Annotated in this window: 20 protein-coding genes; 10 read left to right on the plus strand and 10 right to left on the minus strand. The window is 76.0% G+C overall.

The features are described 5' to 3' along the window. Positions 1-151: 151 nt before the first annotated feature. The 3 genes from ACI798_RS12760 to ACI798_RS12770 all read right to left on the minus strand — a co-directional run bounded on the left by ACI798_RS12760 (position 152) and on the right by ACI798_RS12770 (position 3347). Positions 152-1267, minus strand: a complete 1116-nt coding sequence (locus tag ACI798_RS12760) for a DNA recombination protein RmuC (RefSeq protein ID WP_456942860.1) — start codon at positions 1265-1267, stop codon at positions 152-154. Positions 1268-1329: 62 nt separating this feature from the next. Continuing rightward, positions 1330-1866: a methylated-DNA--[protein]-cysteine S-methyltransferase gene (locus ACI798_RS12765; protein ID WP_456942861.1), complete on the minus strand. Its 537-nt coding sequence runs from the start codon at positions 1864-1866 to the stop codon at positions 1330-1332. After that, a complete protein-coding gene (locus ACI798_RS12770; RefSeq protein ID WP_457048062.1) occupies positions 1863-3347 on the minus strand; it encodes an AlkA N-terminal domain-containing protein in 1485 nt (494 codons plus the stop codon). The genes ACI798_RS12765 and ACI798_RS12770 overlap by 4 nt, the downstream gene beginning before the upstream one ends. A 113-nt stretch (positions 3348-3460) precedes the next feature. Here ACI798_RS12770 and ACI798_RS12775 point away from each other — a divergent pair, with 113 nt between their 5' ends. The 5 genes from ACI798_RS12775 (at position 3461) to ACI798_RS12795 (ending at position 7729) form a co-directional block, all read left to right on the plus strand. Continuing rightward, entirely contained in the window at positions 3461-4060 is a 600-nt protein-coding gene (locus ACI798_RS12775; RefSeq protein ID WP_456942863.1) for a hypothetical protein, read from the plus strand. An 81-nt stretch (positions 4061-4141) separates the two neighbouring features. Further along, positions 4142-5041, plus strand: coding sequence for an ABC transporter ATP-binding protein (locus ACI798_RS12780; protein WP_457048063.1), 900 nt, complete (start codon positions 4142-4144; stop codon positions 5039-5041). Continuing rightward, positions 5038-5856 carry an ABC transporter permease gene (locus ACI798_RS12785; protein ID WP_457048064.1) on the plus strand — a complete coding sequence of 273 codons (819 nt, stop codon included), beginning with the start codon at positions 5038-5040 and terminating at the stop codon, positions 5854-5856. The genes ACI798_RS12780 and ACI798_RS12785 overlap by 4 nt, the downstream gene beginning before the upstream one ends. Continuing rightward, positions 5853-7097, plus strand: a complete 1245-nt coding sequence (locus tag ACI798_RS12790) for a sensor histidine kinase (protein WP_457048065.1) — start codon at positions 5853-5855, stop codon at positions 7095-7097. Before ACI798_RS12785 ends, ACI798_RS12790 begins: the two co-directional genes overlap by 4 nt. Next, complete coding sequence (locus ACI798_RS12795; RefSeq protein ID WP_456942867.1) at positions 7094-7729, plus strand: response regulator; 636 nt, start codon at positions 7094-7096, stop codon at positions 7727-7729. Before ACI798_RS12790 ends, ACI798_RS12795 begins: the two co-directional genes overlap by 4 nt. 48 nt (positions 7730-7777) lie before the next feature. On the opposite strand, the gene ACI798_RS12800 is transcribed toward ACI798_RS12795, so the two are convergent. Together ACI798_RS12800 and ACI798_RS12805 are read right to left on the minus strand one after the other, a co-directional pair. Then, positions 7778-8677, minus strand: coding sequence for an ATP-binding protein (locus ACI798_RS12800; RefSeq protein WP_457048066.1), 900 nt, complete (start codon positions 8675-8677; stop codon positions 7778-7780). 77 nt (positions 8678-8754) lie between these two features. Then, positions 8755-9708: a helix-turn-helix domain-containing protein gene (locus tag ACI798_RS12805; protein ID WP_456942869.1), complete on the minus strand. Its 954-nt coding sequence runs from the start codon at positions 9706-9708 to the stop codon at positions 8755-8757. 57 nt (positions 9709-9765) lie between these two features. Here ACI798_RS12805 and ACI798_RS12810 point away from each other — a divergent pair, with 57 nt between their 5' ends. The 3 genes from ACI798_RS12810 to ACI798_RS12820 all read left to right on the plus strand — a co-directional run bounded on the left by ACI798_RS12810 (position 9766) and on the right by ACI798_RS12820 (position 13790). Then, positions 9766-10977 (plus strand): hypothetical protein, encoded by a 1212-nt coding sequence (locus ACI798_RS12810; protein ID WP_457048067.1) that lies wholly within the window; start codon positions 9766-9768, stop codon positions 10975-10977. Positions 10978-11119: 142 nt separating this feature from the next. Then, the gene (locus tag ACI798_RS12815) at positions 11120-12295 is read left to right on the plus strand and encodes a DUF222 domain-containing protein (RefSeq protein ID WP_457048068.1); all 1176 of its coding nucleotides are present in this window, start codon (positions 11120-11122) and stop codon (positions 12293-12295) included. A gap of 97 nt (positions 12296-12392) precedes the next feature. Further along, positions 12393-13790 carry a TonB-dependent receptor gene (locus ACI798_RS12820; RefSeq protein WP_456942871.1) on the plus strand — a complete coding sequence of 466 codons (1398 nt, stop codon included), beginning with the start codon at positions 12393-12395 and terminating at the stop codon, positions 13788-13790. A 7-nt stretch (positions 13791-13797) separates the two neighbouring features. On the opposite strand, the gene ACI798_RS12825 is transcribed toward ACI798_RS12820, so the two are convergent. Together ACI798_RS12825 and ACI798_RS12830 are read right to left on the minus strand one after the other, a co-directional pair. After that, complete coding sequence (locus ACI798_RS12825; RefSeq protein ID WP_456942872.1) at positions 13798-14832, minus strand: alpha/beta fold hydrolase; 1035 nt, start codon at positions 14830-14832, stop codon at positions 13798-13800. Between the two features lie 38 nt (positions 14833-14870). Further along, complete coding sequence (locus ACI798_RS12830; RefSeq protein WP_457048069.1) at positions 14871-16400, minus strand: flavin-containing monooxygenase; 1530 nt, start codon at positions 16398-16400, stop codon at positions 14871-14873. Positions 16401-16512: 112 nt separating this feature from the next. Between ACI798_RS12830 and ychF the strand changes: the two genes are divergently transcribed. After that, a complete protein-coding gene (gene ychF / locus ACI798_RS12835; RefSeq protein ID WP_456942874.1) occupies positions 16513-17586 on the plus strand; it encodes a redox-regulated ATPase YchF in 1074 nt (357 codons plus the stop codon). Positions 17587-17609: 23 nt separating this feature from the next. Here the strand turns inward: ychF and ACI798_RS12840 are convergent, their stop codons facing one another. Beyond that, a complete protein-coding gene (locus ACI798_RS12840; RefSeq protein ID WP_456942875.1) occupies positions 17610-18080 on the minus strand; it encodes a DUF7144 family membrane protein in 471 nt (156 codons plus the stop codon). A 198-nt stretch (positions 18081-18278) separates the two neighbouring features. Here ACI798_RS12840 and ACI798_RS12845 point away from each other — a divergent pair, with 198 nt between their 5' ends. After that, positions 18279-18527, plus strand: coding sequence for a DUF6458 family protein (locus ACI798_RS12845; protein WP_456942876.1), 249 nt, complete (start codon positions 18279-18281; stop codon positions 18525-18527). Positions 18528-18536: 9 nt separating this feature from the next. Here the strand turns inward: ACI798_RS12845 and ACI798_RS12850 are convergent, their stop codons facing one another. Further along, entirely contained in the window at positions 18537-19406 is an 870-nt protein-coding gene (locus ACI798_RS12850) for an RNA polymerase sigma-70 factor (RefSeq protein WP_457048070.1), read from the minus strand. Beyond that, entirely contained in the window at positions 19403-19996 is a 594-nt protein-coding gene (locus ACI798_RS12855; protein ID WP_457048071.1) for a carboxymuconolactone decarboxylase family protein, read from the minus strand. Before ACI798_RS12855 ends, ACI798_RS12850 begins: the two co-directional genes overlap by 4 nt. Between the last annotated feature and the right edge of the window lie 86 nt (positions 19997-20082).

The raw sequence follows: 20082 nt of genomic DNA on the forward strand, positions 1-20082 counted from the left end.
CGGTAGCGACGGCGGGCCACCCGCTGGGGGAGTTGCCGGTCTCGACGCGCGACAGGTCGCCGTGTCGATTTGGCAACTCTCGATGACCCGCGGGGTCGGTGTGACGGGCGTGGCCCCCGGGCCGGGCGGGACGGCCCGGTCTGGACGCCGCTCAGCGCCCCTCGGGCAGCCGCCAGCGCAGCGGGGGAGCGGCGTCGGCGTCGGCAACGTCGGCCGCATCGTCGGGGAGGGGCAGGTCCTCACCGGCCGGCCGCAGCTGCCGGACCACCGCCTCCACCTCCGCCGGGGCGGGCACCGGCGTCTCGCCGACGCCGAGGTCGTCGAAGCGGCGGGCGGCGGCGAGCACGGAGCGCTCGTAGGAGCCGACCGTCTCGTTGTAGCGGGTCAGCGTCGAGCCCAGTGCCGAGCCCAGGCGGGTGAGGTGGCCCGACAGCGTGGTGAGCCGGGCGTGCAGGCGGCGGCCGGTCTCGATGACCTGGTCGGCGTCGCGGGCCAGGCGCTCCTGCCGCCAGGAGTGCGCCACCGTGCGCAGCAGCGCGAGCAGCGTGCTCGGGGTGGCGATGACGACGTCGCGGCCGAAGCCGTACTCGAGCAGGCCGGGCTCGGCCTCCAGCGCCGTGGTGAGGAACCCGTCGGAGGGGACGAACAGCACGGTGAACGGCGCGGCCGGGCGGAACGCGGTGGGGTAGCGGCGCTGGGCGAGGGCGTCGACGTGGGCGCGCAGCTGCCGGGCGTGCGCGGCGACCCGCTGCACCCGCACCGTCTCCTCGGTCGCCTGGGTGGCCTCGATGTAGCCGGTGAAGGGGACCTTCGCGTCCACGACCACCTGCCGGCCGTCGGCGAGGGTGACCACGAGGTCGGGCCGGACGCCGGCGCCCTCGTCGTTGGTCGACGACGGCTGCTCGACGAAGTCGCAGTGCTCGAGCAGGCCGGCCACCTCGACCACCCGGCGCAGCTGGATCTCGCCCCAGCGGCCGCGGACGTGCGGCGTGCGCAGCGCGGTGACCAGCGCCGCGGTCTCCTGGCGCAGCATCGCGCTGGTCTGCCCGACGGTGCCCATCTGCTCGCGCAGCTCGCCGTGCGCGGTGGCCCGGGCCTGCTCCATGCCGGCGAGCAGCCGGTGCAGGTGGTCCAGCGACTCGTGCAGCGGGTCGAGCCCGGACTCGGCCGGGCGGCGGCGGGCCAGCAGCGCGACCACCCCGAGGGTCACGGCCGCCCCCACCAGCACCCCGAGGAGCAGGCCGAGCAGGAGGGAGGCAGCGTCCACGGACAGCAGGGTGCAACACGCCACCGACAACCCGTGGGAGGCGGCTCCGTCCCGCTCCTCCCTCAGGCGTCGACGGGGACCGGGGCGTGCGCCGCCTCGTGGTCGAGCAGCCAGCGCTTGACCGGCGTGCCCCAGCGGAACCCGCCCAGGCCGCCGTCGGAGCCGAGCACCCGGTGGCACGGGACGAACAGCGCGGCGGCGTTGCGGGCGCACGCGTTGGCCGCCGCCCGCACCGCCGAGGGCCGGCCGCAGCGGGCGGCGAACTCGGCGTAGGTGTCCGGCTGCCCCGGCGGCACGGTGCGCAGCACCTCCCAGGCGTCCTCGAGGAACGGCCCGGAGCGCTGCCGGACGGGGACGGCGTCGATCGCGCCGACGTCACCGGCGGCGTGCGCCTCCACGACGTCGAGGACCGGCAGGTGCTCCACCCGCTCGACCCAGGTGGGCCGCAGCGCGCGGTGCACGACGGGCAGCAGCTCGGCGACGTCGCCGGTCCACCCGGCGGCGAGGACGACGTCGCCGCCGTCGGGCCCGGGTGTGACGACGACGGTGAAGGGACCGGGCGGGGTGGCCACGGTCGCGTAGCGGGCGGACGGGGTCATGACGCACTCCGATCGGCGGGGGAGCGGGTGAACAGTGTGGGCGCCGCGAGCGCCCAGAGGTGCATCGCGGCGTACGAGCGCCAGGGCCGCCAGCGCGTGGCGGCCTCGGTGTCGGAGCTGCCGAGGGCGGCGAGGGCGCGGCACAGCGCGAGGTCACCGGGCAACCACACGTCGGGGTCGCCGAGGCCGCGCATCACCACGAGCGCCGCCGTCCACGGCCCGATGCCGCGCAGCGCCAGCAGGTCGCGGGCGGCCGCCTCGCGGTCGCAGCCGGGGTCGAGGACCACCCGCCCGTCGGCGAGCGCGGCGGCCAGGCCGCCCAGCGTGCGGCGGCGGGCGCCGGTCAGGCCGACGGCGGACAGGTCGGCGCCGGCCAGGGCCTCCGGGCGCGGGAAGGCGTGCGTGAGCGTGCCGACCGGCTCGGGCAGCGGCGTCCCGGCCAGCGTCAGCACCCGCGCGGTGAGCGTGCGGGCACCGGCCACCGACACCTGCTGGCCGAGCACCGCCCGCGCCGCCGCCTCCGGGGCGTCGGGGGAGGCCGGCACCCGGCGGCCCGGGGCGACGGCGACCAGCGGCGCCACCGCCGGGTCGGCGCCGAGGACCTCATCGACGGCGGCGGGGTCGGCGTCGAGGTCGAGCAGCCGCCGGCAGCGGGGGACGGCGGCGCGCAGGTCGCGCAGGTCGGTCAGCAGCAGCCGGGCGGTCACCGCGGCACCGCCGTCGGCGGCGGGGGACAGCCGGACGACGCCGGGGCCCGCGGGCAGGTCGAGGACGCGGGAGAACGTCGTCCCGTCCCACTCCTCGAGGCCGGGGACGGCGTGCGCGCCGAGGAAATGCAGCACCTCGGCGGCGTCGAACGGGGCGCGGGCGGCCAGCCGCAGGGTCAGCCAGCCCGGCGTCCCGCCGACCGTGCCCGGCCGGCGGCTGCGCAGCTCGGTCGGGGTGCAGGCGAAGACCTCGCGGACGGTGTCGTTGAACTGCCGGATGCTGGCGAACCCGGCGGCGAAGGCGACGTCGGCCATCGGCAGGTCCGTGGTCTCGATCAGCACCCGCGCGGTCTGCGCACGCTGGGCGCGGGCCACGGCCAGCGGTCCGACGCCGAGCTCCCCGACCAGCAGGCGGTGCACCTGCCGCTCGGAGTAGCCGAGCCGGGCGGCCAGCCCGGGCACGCCGGTGCGCTCGACCTCGCCGTCGGCGATCAGCCGCATGGCCCGGGCGACGACGTCGGCGCGCACGTCCCACTCGGGCGAGCCGGGGACGGCGTCGGGCCGGCAGCGGCGGCAGGCGCGGTAGCCCGCGGCCTGGGCGCCGGCGGCGGTGCCGAAGAAGGAGACGTTGGCGGCCGCCGGCGTGCGCGCCGGGCACGAGGGGCGGCAGTAGATGCCGGTGGTGCGCACCGCGGTGAAGAACCAGCCGTCGAACCGGGCGTCGCGGCTGGCGACCGCGCGGTAGCAGCGTTCGGCGTCGAGGGGGGAGAGCACGACCCCGAGCATGGCACCGGGGACGGTCGGGGACTGGCGGTTTCCGGACGCGGCCGTGGGCCTCCTCTGGGCCCACGGGGGATCTCCGCGGCCCGTCGTCCGTTGGCCGGGGTGTGCAGACGCCGGAGGCCGCCCCGCCCCGGCAGCGGCAGGTGGCGGCCCTCGTCGTCGGCGTCCTGGTGCTGCTCGCGGCGTTCCTCGTGGTGCGCCAGGTGACGACGCCGCCGCGGTCGGCGGACTGCGCGGCCGCGGAGCCCGGGGTGCGGGTCGACCCGGCCGCGGTGCCGGACGGGCCGGTCGCCGGGTACGGCGCCGAGCAGCTGGCCAACGCGGCGGCGATCGTGAACGCGGCCGAGGCGCTGGGCCTGGACACCTGCGCCCAGGTCATCGGGGTCATGACGGCGATGGGCGAGTCCTCGCTGCTGGTGCTGGACCGCGGCGACGCCGCCGGACCCGACTCGCGGGGGCTGTTCCAGCAGCGCGACAACGGCGCCTGGGGCTCCTACGAGGACCGGATGGACCCGGCCACCAGCGCCACCAACTTCTTCCTGGCGCTGCAGGAGGTCCCGGACTGGCAGTCGCTGCCGCCGACGATCGCCGCGCACCGCACCCAGCGCAACGCCGACCCGTTCCACTACCAGCGCTGGTGGGACGACGCCGTCGAGGTGGTGGGCGCGCTGGCCGGCCGGCCGGTCCTGGCTCCGCGTCCCTGACCCGTCGTCCACCGGATGGTGGACGACGGACCCACCGCGAGGCCGTCCCGGGCAGCCGGTCGCGCCGAGAGGCTCGAGGCCATGACAGCGATCGAGACCGCGCCGCCCCCTGCGGCGCACGGGTACGGGACGGCGGTCCGCGTCCGCGGGCTGGTGAAGCGGTACGGCGGGCGGGCGGTGGTCGACGGCGTCGACCTCGACGTCCGGCGCGGCGAGGTCTTCGCCCTGCTCGGCCCGAACGGCGCGGGCAAGACGACGACCGTCGAGGTCCTGGAGGGCGTGCGCCGCCGCGACGGCGGGGAGGTCGCCGTCCTCGGCGAGGACCCCGCCCGCGCCGGCCGGGCGTGGCGGGACCGCCTCGGCGTCGTCGGCCAGACCACCGGGGCCGGCACCGCGCTGACCGTGCGGGAGACCCTCGACCACTTCGCCGACTACCACGCGACGCCGGTGCCGACCGGCGGGCTGCTGGCCAACGTCGGGCTCGCCGACGCCGCCGGCACCCGGGTGGACCGGCTCTCCGGCGGGCAGCGGCGGCGGCTGGAGGTGGCCCTCGGCGTGCAGGGCCGGCCGGAGCTGCTGTTCCTCGACGAGCCGACGACCGGCATGGACCCGGTGGCCCGCCGGCAGTTCTGGACGCTGGTCGAGGGCCTGCGCGACCGCGGCACCACGGTGCTGCTCACCACGCACTACCTCGACGAGGCCGCGCACCTGGCCGACCGGGTCGGCGTCATCAGCGCCGGCCGGCTGGTCGAGGTGGCCCCGCCGGCGGAGCTCGGCGCCGCCCTGCGCCGCGAGGCCACCGTGCGCTGGACCGAGGACGGCCGCGGCCGCGAGGTGGTCACGGCGACTCCCGCGGCCGTGCTGCGCGACCTGCTCGCCGCCGCCCCGCACGGCGAGGTGCCCGACCTGACCGTCACCCGCCCCGGCCTGGAGGACGTCTACCTCCGGCTGGTCGCCACCGCCGAGGGGGAGCCCCGATGACCGCCACCGTCCCCCGTCCGGCGCCGCCGTCGGCCGCCGCGATCGGGCTGGCCCGCGTCGGCCTGGAACTGAGGCTGTTCGCCCGCGACCCCGGCCAGGTGGTGTTCTCCTTCGCCTACCCGGTGATCATGCTGGCGATCTTCGGGGCGGTGTTCGGCGACGAGGTGGTCGTGCCCGGCGTCGGGTTCCGCCAGTACTTCCTCGCCGGCATCGCCGCCACCGGCGTCATGCTGACCAGCTTCCAGGCGGTCGGCACCGCCGTCGCCGAGGAGCGCGAGCGCGGCGACCTCGCCCGGCTGCAGACGCTCGGCACCCCGGCCCTGGCCTACGCGATCGGCAAGGCCGGCCAGGTGGTGACGACGACCGCCGTCCAGCTGGCGCTGCTGCTCGCGGTGGCCGCGACCGCCTACGACGTCCCGCTGCCCACCGACCCGGCGCGCTGGCTGACCTTCGCCTGGGTCGTCGTGCTCGGCATCCTCGCGGGCACCGTCCTCGGCCTGGCGGTGGCCGCGTTCGTCGGCAGCGCCCGGTCGGCCGGGACCGGCATCCCCGCCTTCGCCGTCGTCCTGCAGTTCGTCTCGGGCGTGTTCTTCATCGGCTCGGACCTGCCGGACCTGATGGACCGGATCGCGGCGCTGTTCCCGCTGAAGTGGCTGGTGCAGGGCATGCGGTCGGTGTTCCTGCCCGACGCGGCCGCCATCGCCGAGCAGGCCGGCGGCTGGGAGCACGGGAGGACTGCCCTCGTGCTGGCCGCATGGGTGATCATCGGCGCCGTGGTGTGCGCCCGGACCTTCCGCTGGCGCCGGACGACGTGAGCCTGACCCGCCGCCTGGCCGCCGCCGTCGTCCCGCCGCGGGACGACGGCGGCGAGCCGCTGCCCGAGCGCGGCTGGCGGGCCACCGTCACCGGCGTGCACGTGATCTCCGCCGTGGTGTGGGGCCTGGCCGTGGTGTCGGCGACCGCCGGGGACGCCGTCGACGACGACCGGCGCGCGGCGGCGCTGGCGGTGCTGGGCGGGCTGGCCGTCGCGTACGCCGTCCTCGGCGTCCCCGCGATCGGCCGGGGGGCGCGGCGGCGGGCGGTGGCCTACCTGCTCGTGCTGGTCACCGCGTTCGCCCTGCTCGGCTGGGTGGCGCCGGGGTTGCTGTTCCTGCTCTTCCTCGCCTACCCGCAGGTCTGGTTCGCCGTCCAGGGGACGCTCACCGGCGTCACGTGGACGCTGCTGCTCGGGCTGGCCAGCGCGGCCGGCCCGGTGCTGTCGGCCGCGACCGGCGGTCCCGGCCGCAGCGCCGCCGACGTGCTGCTCGAGACCGGCATCGGCATCGGCTTCAGCTTGGCGCTCGGCGTCTGGATCAGCCGCGTGCTGCACGAGAGCGCCGAGCGCGCGTCGCTGATCGCGCAGCTGGAGGCGACGCGGTCGGAGCTCGCGGCCGCCGAGCGCGAGCGCGGCGTGCTGGCCGAGCGGGAGCGGCTGGCGCAGGAGGTGCACGACACCCTGGCGCAGGGCTACACGTCGATCGTGGTGCAGGCGCAGACCGCGGCGGCGCTGCTGGACACCGAGCCCGGGGCCGTCCGCGAGCGGCTGGCGGTGATCGAGGAGGTCGCCCGCGACAACCTCGCCGAGGCGCGGGCGGTGGTCGCGGCGTTCCGGCCGGTGGCGCTGGACGGCTCGACGCTGGTGGAGGCGCTGGAGCACCTCGCGGGCCGGTTCGCCCGCGAGACCGGGCTGCCGGTGCGGGTGGACACGCAGGCGCTGGACGGGGGGACCGGGTTGCGCACCGACGAGGAGGTCGTGCTGCTGCGCGGGGCGCAGGAGGCGCTGACCAACGTCCGCCGGCACGCGGGGGCCACGGCGGTGGTGCTGCGGCTGGCGCGGGTCGGCGGGCAGGTGTCGGTGCACGTCGAGGACGACGGCGTGGGCTTCGACCCGTCGTCGGTGGCGGTGTCCGGGCTCGACGGCCTGCGCGGGCGGGTGGCGCAGGTCGGCGGCGAGGTCGACGTCGCCTCGGCGCCGGGCGCGGGCACCCGGGTCACCGTGCGGGTGCCCGGCTCGTGATCCGCGTGCTCGTGGTCGACGACCACCCGGTGGTGCGCGGCGGGCTGGTGGGCTGGCTGGCCGCGCAGCCCGACCTCGACGTCGTCGGGGAGGCCGGTGACGGGCAGGAGGCCCTGGCGCAGGTCGCCGCGACGCGGCCCGACGTCGTCCTCATGGACCTGCGGATGCCGCGGATGGACGGCGTCACCGCGATCGAGCGGCTGGCCGTCACGCACCCCGGCGTCCGGGTGCTGGTGCTCACCACCTACGACACCGACGCCGACATCGTGCGCGCCGTCGCCGCCGGGGCGACCGGCTACCTGCTCAAGGACGCGCCGCTGCCGCAGCTGGCCGACGCCGTCCGCGCGGCCGCCCGCGGGGAGACCGTGCTCGCGCCGCCGGTGGCCGCCCGCCTGGTGTCCCGCATGCGGGCGCCCGCGGCGGAGGAGCCGACCCCGCGGGAGCTCGAGGTGCTCGCCGGGGTGGCGCGCGGGCTGACCAACGCCGAGATCGGCCGCGAGCTGTACATCGGCGAGGCCACGGTGAAGACCCACCTGCTGCGGGTGTTCGCCAAGCTCGGCGTCGACGACCGCACCCGCGCGGTGATGGTCGCCGTCGAGCGCGGCCTGCTCCCCGGCCCCGGCACGCGCTGACCCGGGACCGCCGCCGTCCTCACGGGGGGCCGGGCCCGCTGCCCGGCGTCACCGGTCGGTCGTCGCGAGGTCGCCGTCGCCGGTGAGGTGGGGCAGGCGCACCAGTTCGAGCACCGCGTGGGCGGGGCTGCCGGGCGGGGCGAGCAGCCGCAGGCGTTGCTGCTGGGCGGCGAACTGGTCCCGCATCCGGTGCAGGACCTGCACTCCGGCGCTGGCCAGGTGGGTGACCTCGGTGAGGTCGACGGTCAGCGGGAGGACCCCGCCGCGGGAGGTCCCCGACAGGGCGCGGGCGCACTCCTCGGCGGTGACGACGTCGACCGCCCCGCGGACCCGCAGCCGCGGGTGGCCGTCGATGTGCTCGGCGTCGACGGCGAACGCCGGCCGGGGGACGGGCGCGGCCGGGAGCGCGTCGGTGCCGGGGCCGAGCACGGCGGGCCGGTGCAGCCGCTGCCGGAGCACCACCACCGTGCCGTCGGGGGCGTCGGCGTGCGGCGGGTGGTGCACCTCGAGGGAGTCGACCAGCCGCTCGGCGAGCAGCGGTCCCCGACCCCGGTGGGTGACCGCCGGGTCGGGCGGACGCCAGCTGCCCCGGTCGCCGACCCGGCACTCGAGGACGCCGTCGGCGCTCAGCGCCGCCTGCAGCCGGACCGGCTCGGGCCGCCCGGGTGGGTAGGCGTGGTCGACGGCGTTCGCGACCGCCTCCCACACGGCCAGCTCCAGCGCCACGCGGTCGCTCTCGGCCGGGTCGAGGGCGTCGAGCCACTCGTCGAAGCCGACCCGCAGCGGCCGCAGGCCCGCCCGGGTGGTCGGCGCCTGCAGGTCCAGGGGGCCGGACGGGGGTGGGCAAGCGGTGGGCGGCCAGGACGGTGACGTCGTCGGCGTAGCCGTGCCACCGGGTGTGACAGCGACGCGGTCAGGCCCAGTCCCACCCGCCCCGGCCCCGCCCACGCCGGAACCGGCGGCACCACCCTCGACCAGGTGGTCGCGGGCACGAGCAGGGGGTCAGGGGCCGCCCCATGGAGCGGTCAGCCGGCGGCGTCGAGGAGGGCCTGGCCGGCGTCGCTGCGCCAGTAGAGGACCTCGCGCCCCGACCGGCGGCGTTCGAGCAGGCCGGCGTCGAGCAGCACCCGCAGGTGCCCGCCGACGCTGCCCAGCGGCAGGCCCGTCCCCGCGACCAGCGCGCTGGTGCTGCGCGGCGCGTCGAGGGAGGTGAGGACGCGCGCGCGGTTGCGGCCGAGCAGGCGGACCAGCGGCTCGGGCAGGGGAGCGGGGCCCGCCGCCAGCGTGCCGGTGACCGGGTAGACGACCGCGTAGGTGTCCGGCAGCCGCCAGCTCACCCAGCCGCCGCGGCTGTGCGCGGCGATGAACAGCAGGTCGCGGCCGCGGACGTCGCGCGGCGGGTACGGGTGCGGGTTGACCTGCAGCCGGCCGTCCCGGAGCCAGCGGACCCCGGGCGCGATGCCGTCGAGCGCGCCGGACCAGCCCTCCCGGCTCAGCCGGGCGGTCCGCGCGACGACGTCGGCCCGCAGCACCCGCAGCCGCCGTGGCCACTCGTCGCGGATCGTGTGCTCCCACGTCCAGCGCAGCAGGTCGGCGGCGGTGCGGGCGAGGCCCGCGCCGTGCAGCGCGGGCGGCACCGGCCCGGTGGCCACCTCGAGGTCGGCGCGCACGGCGTCGTCGCCGAGGGACTCGAGGAACGCCAGCTCCTCGTCGAGCGTGAGGTCGGGTGCGGCCGGCGGCACGGTGAGGAAGTCGGCGGTCCAGGTGGCGCCGAACGCGGCGCGCAGCAGGGCGGCGCCGACCGGGTCGGCGTCCAGGCGGTCGCGCAGCGCGGCGGCGTGGGTGTCCCGCCAGGGGCGGTGCCACGGCGGGACCTGGTCGGCGAGCAGCAGCCGCAGCCCGGCGAGGGTCTCGGTGAGCTGCGAGGTGCCGAAGCGGGCGCGCGCCATGACGTCGGCGTCGACGATGAACTCACCCACCTTTCGACCGTAGGCGAAAGTGTGGGACGGCGGCGCCCCGCACCGCACGGTCCGGACGTGCTCACCTACCGGGCGCTGTTCGCCCACGCCGAGTTCCGGGCGCTGTGGACCGGCAGCGCGCTCACGACGACGGCCGCGACGACGTCGTCGCTGGCGCTGGCCACGCTGGTGCACCGGCAGACCGGCTCGGCGCTGCTCACGGCCGTGGCGATGTTCGGCCCGTCGGCGGCGCAGGCCCTCGGCGCGACGACGCTCATGTCGGCCGCGGACGCCGGCCCACCGCGGCGCACGCTGGTGCTCGTCGGGGTGGTGTCCACCGCGGCGCTGGGCCTGCAGGCGCTGCCGGGCCTCGACCCCGCGGTGCGGCTGCTGCTCGTCGTCGCCACGGCCTACGTGGTCTCGGTCGGGTCGGGGGCGCGCTGGGGGTTGCTGTCGGAGCTGGTGCCCGCCGGGGCGTTCCCGCTGGCCCGGTCGACGATGAACGTCGCGGGCGGCGCCTTCCAGGTGGTCGGCTTCGCGGCCGGCGGCCTGCTGCTCACCGCCCTGACGACGACGCAGGTGTTCGTGCTGGCCGCGGCCGTGTCCGCCGCCGCCGTGCCGGTGCTGCGGTTCGGGCTGGCCGAGCGGCCGCCGCGCCGGCGGGGGCGGGCCGGTCTGGCCGAGACGCTGCGCGGCAACCGTCTGCTGCTGTCGCGGCGGGACACGCGGACGCTGCTCGTGGCGCTGTGCGTCCCGAACGGGCTGGTGGTCGGCTGCGAGGCGCTGTTCGTGCCGTACGCGGGGGAGCGGGGCGGCTGGCTGCTGGCGGCGGGCGCCGTCGGCATGATGGCCGGTGACCTGGTGGTCGGGCGGTTCCTGACCCCGGCAGGCCGGCGGCGGTCCAACACCGCCCTGCGGCTGCTGCTGGCCGCGCCGTTCCTCGCCTTCGCGCTCAGGCCGTCCGTGCCGGTCGCCGTCGTGCTGGTGGCGCTCGCCTCGGCCGGCTACGCCGCGTCGCTCGCGCAGCAGGAGTGGCTGGTCGCGCTCACGCCGCCCGGGTTGCGGGGTCAGGTGCTCGGCGTCGAGTCCGCGACGCGGATGACCGGGCAGGGGGTGTTCGCGGTGCTGGCCGGGGCGCTGGGCGACGCCGTCGCGCCGGGGGCCGCGATGGCGGTGTTCGCGGCGGCGTCGGTGGCCGTGTCCCTCGCGCTGACGCCGGCGCTCCGGCGGGTGGCCGGCCGGGCGGCCGCTGTGGAGGCGCGTCCTGACGGGGTCCCCCACCGGGTGTGAGAAGTCGGACGTGATCGGCGGGACGGGCCCGGCTGATGATCTCGTTCGGGGCGACCGTCACCGGCCGACGTTGATCTGTGAATGGGCGCCTGACCTGGGGATTCATGCTGTGGGAGGTTGCCGGATCCACTAGACTTCGATCATGTGTTCGGGTGAGCTGGGCAGTGGGGACGTCCTCGACGACGTCGCTGCGCTGGTCGCCGAGCGCAACCGGATCGACGCCCGGTTGGCCCGCGCGGTGCGGGCCGCGGAGCTGTCCCAGGCTCCCGAACGCGACGGGCTGAGGTCGATGGCCTCGTGGCTGCGCGGGCACTGCCGGCTGTCGACCGCGGAGGCCGCTCGGCTGGTGCGCAACGGCCGCGCACTGGAGCACCTGCCGGCGCTGGCCGAGGCGCACGAGACGGGTCTGGTGTCCGCCGAGCAGGTCGCGGTCGCGGCGAAGGCGGTGACCCCCGAACGCCTGGCCGTCGCTGCGGCCGCCGGGGTGGACCTGGCGGTCATCGACGCGGTGCTCACCGGCATGGCGGTCGAGCGCGAGCACGCCGACCTCGTCCAGGTGGTGCAGCACTACTGCAACGACCTCGACCCCGACGGGCCCGAGCCCGATCCGACCGAGGGCCGGTCGCTGACGCTGGCCCAGCACGCCGACGGCTCGCTGTCGATCCGCGGGCACCTGGATGCGGTGGGTGGGGAGAAGCTGCAGACCGCCCTGGAGGCGCACGTGCAGGCCGACCGGCCGGCCGGGGACGACCGCACCCGCGCGCAGCGGCTGGGGGACGCGCTGGTGCAGGTCGCCGACAACGCCCTCGCGTCCGGGAGCCTGCCGATGCTGCGGGGGCACAAGCCGCAGATCGCGGTCGTCATCGATGTCGAGGACCTGGTCGACCCGTCCGGGAGTCCCAACGCCGGGCGGATGGGGTTCGGCGCCACCATCTCCGCCGCTCGCGCCCGCTGGCTGGCCTGCGACGGCGCCGTCAGCCGGGTGGTGTTCGGCCCCGACGGCGCACCCCTCGACCTGGGCCGCGAGCAGCGACTGATGAGCCGCCACATCCGCCGCGCCGCCGAGCTCCGCGACGGCGGGTGCGTGTTCGCCGGCTGCGGCGCCCCGACCTGGTGGTGCGACGTCCACCACCTAGTCCACTGGATCGACGGCGGCGACACCAGCCTGGAGAACTCGGCACTGCTCTGCGAGCGCCACCACGCGAAGGTCCACCACGGCTTCCGCGTCGAACGACAACCCGACGGCCGATGGCGCACCTGGCGCCCCGACGGCACCGAGATCACCACCCTGCCGCCCCTGCTCGCCCCCGCGGTGTGATCACCCGAGCGGGGAAGGTCGCGCGTCGGTAGAGAGGTGACGCGGGTCACAGGTGGCTACGCTCGCGCAGCACCCGGACCGCACCCGGAGGTGCCCCATGGACGCCGGTGTCGACACGCTGCAGAAGGCCCTGCAGATCAACTTGGACCTGCGCTGGTACGGCACGATCGCCGAGATCGGCGCCGGGCAGGAGGTCGCCCGCTGGTTCTTCCGCGCCGGGGGTGCGGCGGGCACGGTGGCCAAGTCGATGTCGGCCTATGACATGGCGGTCAGCGACGCCGTCTACGGCAAGGCCGACCGCTACGTCTCCAAGGGCCGCCTGCAGGCGATGCTCGACCGCGAGTTCCAGCTCAACGTCGACCGGCTCGGCGACCAGCGCGGCGACGACACGTCGTTCTTCGCCTTCGCCGACACGGTCGTAGCCCGCAGCTACCGCGGCGGCAACGAGTGCCACGGCTGGATGGGCGTGAAGTTCCAGGCCCACCCGCGCGACGAACCCAGCCAGGTGGTCGTCCACGTGCGGATGCTCGACGACGAGGCGCCGCAGCAGCAGGAGGCGCTCGGCGTCGTCGGCGTCAACCTGCTGCACGCCGCCTTCTTCCAGCACCACGAGCCCGACCGCCTGGTGGAGAGCCTGCTCGACCGGCTGACCACCGGCCGGATCGAGATCGACCTGCTGGAGATGAGCGGCATCGAGTTCCGGATGGTCGACAACCGGGTCATGGCGCTCAAGCTCGTGCAGGTCGGGCTCTCCGGCGCGGCCATGTTCGGCCCCGACCGGAAGGTGCTGCAGCCCAGCGAGGCGCTGCGCAAGAAGGCGATCCTGGTCGAGCGCGGCAGCTTCCGCCCGCCGACGGTGGTCAACCTCGACATGCTCGAGGCGGCCCGCACCGCCTTCGAGCGGGACCCGGCGGTCGCCGAGCGCGAGGTGCTCGTCCTCGCCGAGCTCACCATGGCCAACCTGCGCGCCGGTGGGGACGTCGTCGACCGGCGGGACTTCCTCGCCCGGGCCGACCTGCTGGCCGCCTGCGGTCTGCCGGTGCTGATCTCGGACTACCTGGCCCACCACCGGCTCGCCGCCTACCTGGCCTGGCGCACCGACGGCCGGATCGGCATGGTCATGGGGCTGCCCAGCCTGCTGGAGCTGTTCGACGAGGACCGGCACGCCGGGCTGCCCGGAGGCATCCTCGAGAGCTTCGGCCGGCTGTTCAAGAACGAGCTGCGGCTGTTCGTCTACCCGATGCTGCGCGAGGGCCAGGTGGTCACCGTCGACACCCTGGAGGTGACCGACCAGCTGAGGCCGCTGTTCGACTACCTCAACCGCCGCGGCAGCTTCGTCGGGCTCGACCACAAGCCCGACCACCTGCCGATCCTCAGCCGGGACGTGCTCCGGCGGATCCCGACCGAGGACACCGGCTGGGAGGCGATGGTGCCGCCCGAGGTGGCCGCGCTGATCAAGAAGCGCGGCTTCTTCGGCTACGACCGCTCGCGCTGAGCCCTCCTCAGGCGCTGCGCTCCGCGACCACGGGCGCGGCGGCCGCGGCGAGGGCCCGGTCGACCAGCGCGAGCAGCCGGCGGCTGACCTCGGGCCGGCGCTCCAGCTGCACCATGTGCCCGGCGCCCGGGTAGACGGCGAGCTCGGCGGTGGGCAGCGCGGCGGCGAGCGTCCGGCTGTGCTCGACGGGGCACAGCCGGTCGGCGTCGCCGACGGCCACCAGCGCCGGGACCTCCGCCAGCGCCTCGAGCGCCGCGGCGCGGTCGTGGTCGGAGAAGGTGGGCAGGAAGGCGGCCACCGTCTCGGCCGAGCAGGCGCGGTGCACCTCGGTCGCCGCCCGGACGTCGGCGGGGTCGGCCGCGGCGCTGAAGATCAGCCACATGTCGGCCTTCCCGACCGCTCGGGGCTTGCCGGCCTGCTCGGCCCGGACCGCCCGCTCGTTGAGCCCCGGCAGCGCCCGCTTGACGACCTTCGCCACCGGCCCGGGCAGCCCCCAGGTCACCGCGTCCAAGCCGCCGGAGCTGGTGCCGACGAACGCGACGCCGACGACGCGGTCGCCGAACAGCTCGGGCCGCTGCTCGGCCAGCGCCATGAGCGTCATGCCGCCCATCGAGTGGCCGCCGAGCACGACCGGCCCGTCGGGGGCGACCGCGTCGAGCACCCGGGCGAGGTCGCGGGCGAGCTGCTCGATGGTGGCGCGGTCCCGCGGCGTCGAGCCCGAGGCGCCGTGGCCGCGGTGGTCGTAGGTGACCACCCGCAGGTCGGGGCGGGCCTCCAGCAGGTCGCGGACCTGGCCGGCCCACAACCGCGAGGACTGCACGTAGCCGTGCGCGAGGACGACGGTCGCCGTCGGCCGCTCGGCACCGAACTCCTCGACGTGCAGGTCGACGCCGTCCTCGGTGGTCACGGTCCGGACGCGGCCCCGCAGCGGGGGCGCCGGCTCGGGCGTGGGGGTGTCGCCGGGACGGGCGGCGCGGCGGCGGGCGACGACGGCCCCGGCGGCGAGGACGGCGAGACCGGCGGCGGCGGTGGAGGTGCGCATGGGGGTCGGGAGCTCCGGGGTCGGGCGGGGACGGGGGATCAGGCGGGGACGGGGACGCGGGGGGCCGCGCGCAGCTCGTACGCGTCGGCGTCGAACCGCTGCATCTCCCGCATGAACGTGTACGTGTGCGTCGGCCACAGGGTGAAGTTGCGGCCCTGCTCGTCGCGGTACCAGGAGCGGCAGCCGCCGGCGTTCCACACGGTGTCGGTGAGCTCGGCCTGCAGCCGGGCGTCGTAGGCGTCCTGGGCCGAGCGGCGGACCTCCAGCGCGCCGGCGCCGGTCTCCCGCATCCGCTCCAGCGCCGCGACGACGTAGCCGATCTGCGCCTCGATCATCAGGACGACGGAGGTGTGGCCGAGCGCGGTGTTCGGGCCGAGCAGCAGGAACAGGTTGGGGAACCCGGCCACGGTGGTGCCGCGGTGCGCGCGGACGCCGTCGCGGTCCCACTCCTCGCGCAGGGTGCGCCCCTCGCGGCCGACCAGCCGGTGCCCGAGCGGGATGTCCATGGCCCGGAAGCCGGTGCCGTAGACGACGACGTCGACCTCGTGCTCGGTGCCGTCGGCGTCGACCACCGCGTGCGGGCGCACCTCGGCCACCGGCGAGGCGACCACCTCGACGTTCGGCTGGGTGAGCGACCGCAGGTAGTCGTCGCTGACGATCACCCGCTTGCAGCCGATGGCGTAGTCCGGGGTGAGCTTGGCGCGCAGCCCCGGGTCGGGCACCTGCTGCTCGAGGAACGCCAGCGCCTGCTTGGTGACGAAGCCGCGCAGCCGGCCGCCGCCGGTCCACACGCCCAGCCGGGCCTCCCGCGCCAGGTACTGCCCGCCCCGGGCCAGCCGGAGCAGCGCCGGCACGCGCGCCCACAGCCGGTGCTCGCGCTCGGTGTAGGCACGGTCCTGCCGCGGCACCACCCACGGCGGCGTCCGCTGGAACACGACCACCTCCGCCGCCACCTTCTGCAGCTCCGGCACGAACTGCGCCGCCGAGGCGCCGGTGCCGACGACGGCGACCCGCTTGCCCGCCAGGTCGACCGAGTGGTCCCAGCGGGCGGAGTGGAACGACGGGCCGGTGAACGTCCCGATGCCCGGCACGTCGGGCAGGTGCGGCTCGACCAGGCCGCCGGCGCCGCTCACCACGACGTCGGCGGTGAGGCGGCCGCGCGAGGTCTCCAGGTGCCAGACCAGCGCGTCGTCGTCCCACCGGCCGGAGACGACGTCCGTGTCGCAGTACAGGTGCGGCAGCACGCCGTACCGGGCGGCGACGTCCTCCAGGTACGCGCGGATCTCCGGCTGCCGCGAGTAGACGTGCGACCAGTCCCGCTTGGGCGCGAAGGAGAACGAGTAGAGGTGGCTCGGGACGTCGCACGCGGCGCCCGGGTACTCATTGTCGCGCCAGGTGCCGCCGAGGCTGTCGGCCCGCTCCAGGACGACGAAGTCGTCGATGCCGGCGCGCTGCAGGGCGACGGCGGTGCCGATGCCGGAGAAGCCGCTGCCGACGATCGCCACCCTCGTGTGGGCGGGCAGCGGGCCGGTGGCAGTGGCGTGGCGCGACGTCGTCGTCAGGGTCACAGGGCCTCCAGGTCTCGGTGGTGTGACGAGCGTCGCACGTGTTCCACCCGGAGCCGACAGGGACCCGCCGCTCGTCGTCCGCGCTCCGGGCGGCCCCGTAGGCTGGACTCCCGTGAGTCTCACCATCGGGATCGTCGGGCTGCCCAACGTCGGCAAGTCGACGCTGTTCAACGCGCTGACCAAGAACGACGTCCTGGCGGCCAACTACCCCTTCGCCACCATCGAGCCGAACGTCGGCGTCGTCGGCGTGCCCGACGAGCGGCTGGGGAAGCTGGGCGAGCTGTTCGCCTCGCAGAAGGTCGTCCCGGCGACGGTGTCGTTCGTGGACATCGCCGGCATCGTGCGCGGCGCCAGCGAGGGGCAGGGGCTGGGCAACAAGTTCCTCGCCAACATCCGCGAGAGCGACGCGATCTGCCAGGTGATCCGCGTGTTCAGCGACCCCGACGTCGTGCACGTCGAGGGCAAGGTCGACCCGGCCGACGACATCGAGACGATCAACACCGAGCTCGTCCTCGCCGACCTGCAGACGCTGGAGAAGGCCGTCCCGCGGCTGGAGAAGGAGGCGCGCAAGGACAAGGAGCGGGCGGCGCTGCTGTCGGCCGCGCAGTCCGCCGTCGAGGTCCTGAACACCGGCAAGACGCTGTTCGCCGCCGGGGTGGACCCCGCGCCGCTGCGCGAGCTGACGCTGCTGACGACCAAGCCGTTCCTCTACGTCTTCAACGTCGACGCCGACGAGCTGGCCAACGAGGAGCTCATCGCCGAGCTGCGGGCACTGGTCGCGCCGGCCGAGGCGATCCTGCTCGACGCCAAGACCGAGGCCGAGCTCGCCGAGCTGCCCGCCGAGGAGGCCGCCGAGCTGCTGGAGTCGATCGGGCAGAGCGAGCCGGGCCTTGACCAGCTGGCCAGGGTCGGCTTCCGCACCCTCGGCCTGCAGACCTACCTGACGGCGGGCCCCAAGGAGGCGCGCGCCTGGACCATCCCGGTCGGCGCCACCGCCCCGCAGGCGGCCGGCGTCATCCACACCGACTTCCAGCGCGGCTTCATCAAGGCCGAGGTCGTCTCCTACGACCAGCTCGTGGAGGCCGGCTCGATGCCCGAGGCCCGCTCCCGCGGCTGGGTCCGCATCGAGGGCAAGGACTACGTCATGCAGGACGGCGACGTCGTGGAGTTCCGCTTCAACGTGTGATCCCCGGCCGTGGCCGGTCGCCCTCACTGCCTCGACGCGACCTCGCGTCCGTGCACGGTGACGGCGTAGACCACGACGACGTCGAAGGCGATCACCAGCACCGACCAGAACGGGTAGGCCGGCAGGAACAGCAGGTGCACGAGCGCGCTGAGCCCGGCGAACGCGACCGCCAGGACGCGCGCCACGCGGTTGCCCCGCATGAGACCGGCGCCGACGAGGATGCCGACCACCCCGAGGACGAGGTGCACCCAGCCCCAGACGGCGTAGTCCGCGTCGACGAACAGCGCCTCGGCCCGCACGACGTAGAACTCCTCGCTGACGAGCGCGGTGACGCCCTCCATCACCGCGAACAGGCCCGTCAGCACCAGCAGGACCCCGGCGAAGAGGATCCACGAGGCCCAGCCCGTGGGCCGCTCGTCGGAGCCGTAGGCGCCGACGTGCGCCTCGGCCTGCCAGTTCGCCTCCGGCCGACTCGTCTGGAAGGCGCCGGTCATGGAGCCCACCCCCTCCCTCGCGGGATCGTCCCGCCCGGTGCAGCAGCCTGACCGCCGACGCGGGCGGCCGCCTCACACCGGGCGGACGATGCGCCGGTGGGACCTTCGCTGGTGGCGGCGACGTCCGTCGCCCGTGGTGGCCACCGGCGGCCGGGCCCGCAGCCCGCGGCCGGGGCCGCAGGGGAGAGGTGGTCGGTGATGCGACCCGGTACGGCGATCGTGCTCCTGGCCCTCGGCGCGATCCTGGCGTTCGCGGTCACGGTCGACGTCAGCGGTGTGGACCTGCGGGTGGTCGGCTGGAGCCTCATGGCCGTCGGCGCGCTCGGGATCGTCCTCGAGGTGGCGCTGTTCGCGCCGCGGCGGCGCCGGGTCACCCGGACGGACGCGTACGGCACCGCGCCCGACGGCGGCCCGGTCCGGCGCACCCACACCGACGAGACCTTCTGACCCCCGCCGTCACCGCCGGAGGTCGGCGGGCTCGTCCAGGCGGCCGAGCTTGTGCGGGTTGCGCGTCGCGTACATCCGGGAGATCCGGCCGTCCTCGATGAGGAAGGTGATCGCCGTGTCGAACGGGCCGCCCCCGTCGATCCGCGCGGCGACCGTGCCGTTGACCAGCGGCGTCGTGATCCCCACGCCGGGCGCGAGCTCGGCGAAGCGGGCGAGCGCCCGGGCGACCCGCAACCGGCCGGTCACCGGGCGCAGCGCCGCCGGAGCCAGCCCGCCGCTGTCGGCCACCACGACGACGTCGGGTGCGAGCACGTCGAGCAGTCCCTCGATGTCGCCCGCGGTCACCGCGGCGAGGAACCGGTCGACCACCCGCTGCTGCTCGGCGCGGCTGACCGCCGTCCGCGGGCGGCGCGCGGCCACGTGCTCCCGCGCCCGGTGCGCGATCTGCCGCACCGCGGCGCCGCTCTTGCCCACCGCCTCGGCGATCTCGTCGTAGGGCACGTCGAACACCTCGTGCAGCACGAGGACCGCGCGCTCGGTCGGCGGCAGCGTCTCCAGCACGGTGAGCATCGCGATCGACACGCTCTCCGCCAGCTCGACGTCCTCGGCGACGTCGGGGCTGGTCAGCAGCGGCTCGGGCAGCCACTCGCCGACGTAGTCCTCGCGGCGGCGGGCCACGGTGCGCATCCGGTTGAGCGCCTGGCGGGTGACGATCCGCACCAGGTAGGCCCGCGGGTCGCGCACCGCCGCCCGGTCCGCCTCCGCCCACCGCAGCCAGGTCTCCTGCACCACGTCGTCGGCGTCGGCGGCGGAGCCGAGCATCTCGTAGGCGACGGTGAACAGCAGGCCGCGGTGGGCGACGAACGGGTCCTCGGTCATGCCGTGGCGACGCCGTCCGCCGACGGGGCCGCCAGCGGCGGCAGGCCGCAGGACGCCGAGAACTCCTGCGACCGGATGCCGAGGGCCACGTTGGTGCGCGCGCTGGAGTTCATGAAGGCGATCCTGGCGGTCAGCTCCACCAGGGCGGCCGGTCCCAGCTCGTCCAGCAGCGCGGCCGACAGCTCGTCGGTCACGGCCGGCGGGGTCTGGCTCATCGCCTCGGCGTACTCCATGACCCGCCGCTCCAGCGGGGTGAAGACGGCGGACTCGCGCCAGCGCGGCACCTCCCGGACCTTGGCCTCGTCGAGCCCGCGGCCGTGGGCCAGGAAGTGGTGCAGGTCCAGGCAGAAGCCGCAGCCGACCGTGGCGGCCGCGGACATGGCCGCGAACGTCGCGAGGTGCGGGTCCAGCCGGTTCCAGGAGTCGACCTTGCGGCCGAAGGCCATCGAGTCCTTGAGCACCGCCGGGTGGTGCCACAGGACCCCGGCGCCCTCGGGCACCTGCCCGAGCACCCGCCGGCTCATCGTCTTCAGCAGGGCCCCGTACAGGCCGGTGATCTCGGTCGCGGGGACCCGGGTGCTGCCCGCCATGTCTCCTCCAGGGTGTGCGGTGGCGTCGACATGGAGACACCGGCCGCGCCCCGCGTGTGACACCCCGGAGGAGACGGGGCGAGCAG

The sequence above is a fragment of the Geodermatophilus sp. SYSU D01045 genome, from assembly GCF_054050295.1.

Excerpts from the sequence above, each read along its gene's own strand:
- ACI798_RS12785 (WP_457048064.1), top strand. The coding sequence starts at position 5,038 with ATGACCGCCACCGTCCCCCGTCCGGCGCCGCCGTCGGCCGCCGCGATC.
- ACI798_RS12820 (WP_456942871.1), top strand. The coding sequence starts at position 12,393 with ATGGACGCCGGTGTCGACACGCTGCAGAAGGCCCTGCAGATCAACTTG.
- ACI798_RS12855 (WP_457048071.1), bottom strand. The coding sequence starts at position 19,996 with ATGGCGGGCAGCACCCGGGTCCCCGCGACCGAGATCACCGGCCTGTAC.
- ACI798_RS12850 (WP_457048070.1), bottom strand. The coding sequence starts at position 19,406 with ATGACCGAGGACCCGTTCGTCGCCCACCGCGGCCTGCTGTTCACCGTC.
- ACI798_RS12825 (WP_456942872.1), bottom strand. The coding sequence starts at position 14,832 with ATGCGCACCTCCACCGCCGCCGCCGGTCTCGCCGTCCTCGCCGCCGGG.
- ACI798_RS12765 (WP_456942861.1), bottom strand. The coding sequence starts at position 1,866 with ATGACCCCGTCCGCCCGCTACGCGACCGTGGCCACCCCGCCCGGTCCC.
- ACI798_RS12815 (WP_457048068.1), top strand. The coding sequence starts at position 11,120 with ATGTGTTCGGGTGAGCTGGGCAGTGGGGACGTCCTCGACGACGTCGCT.
- ACI798_RS12780 (WP_457048063.1), top strand. The coding sequence starts at position 4,142 with ATGACAGCGATCGAGACCGCGCCGCCCCCTGCGGCGCACGGGTACGGG.
- ACI798_RS12840 (WP_456942875.1), bottom strand. The coding sequence starts at position 18,080 with ATGACCGGCGCCTTCCAGACGAGTCGGCCGGAGGCGAACTGGCAGGCC.
- ACI798_RS12845 (WP_456942876.1), top strand. The coding sequence starts at position 18,279 with ATGCGACCCGGTACGGCGATCGTGCTCCTGGCCCTCGGCGCGATCCTG.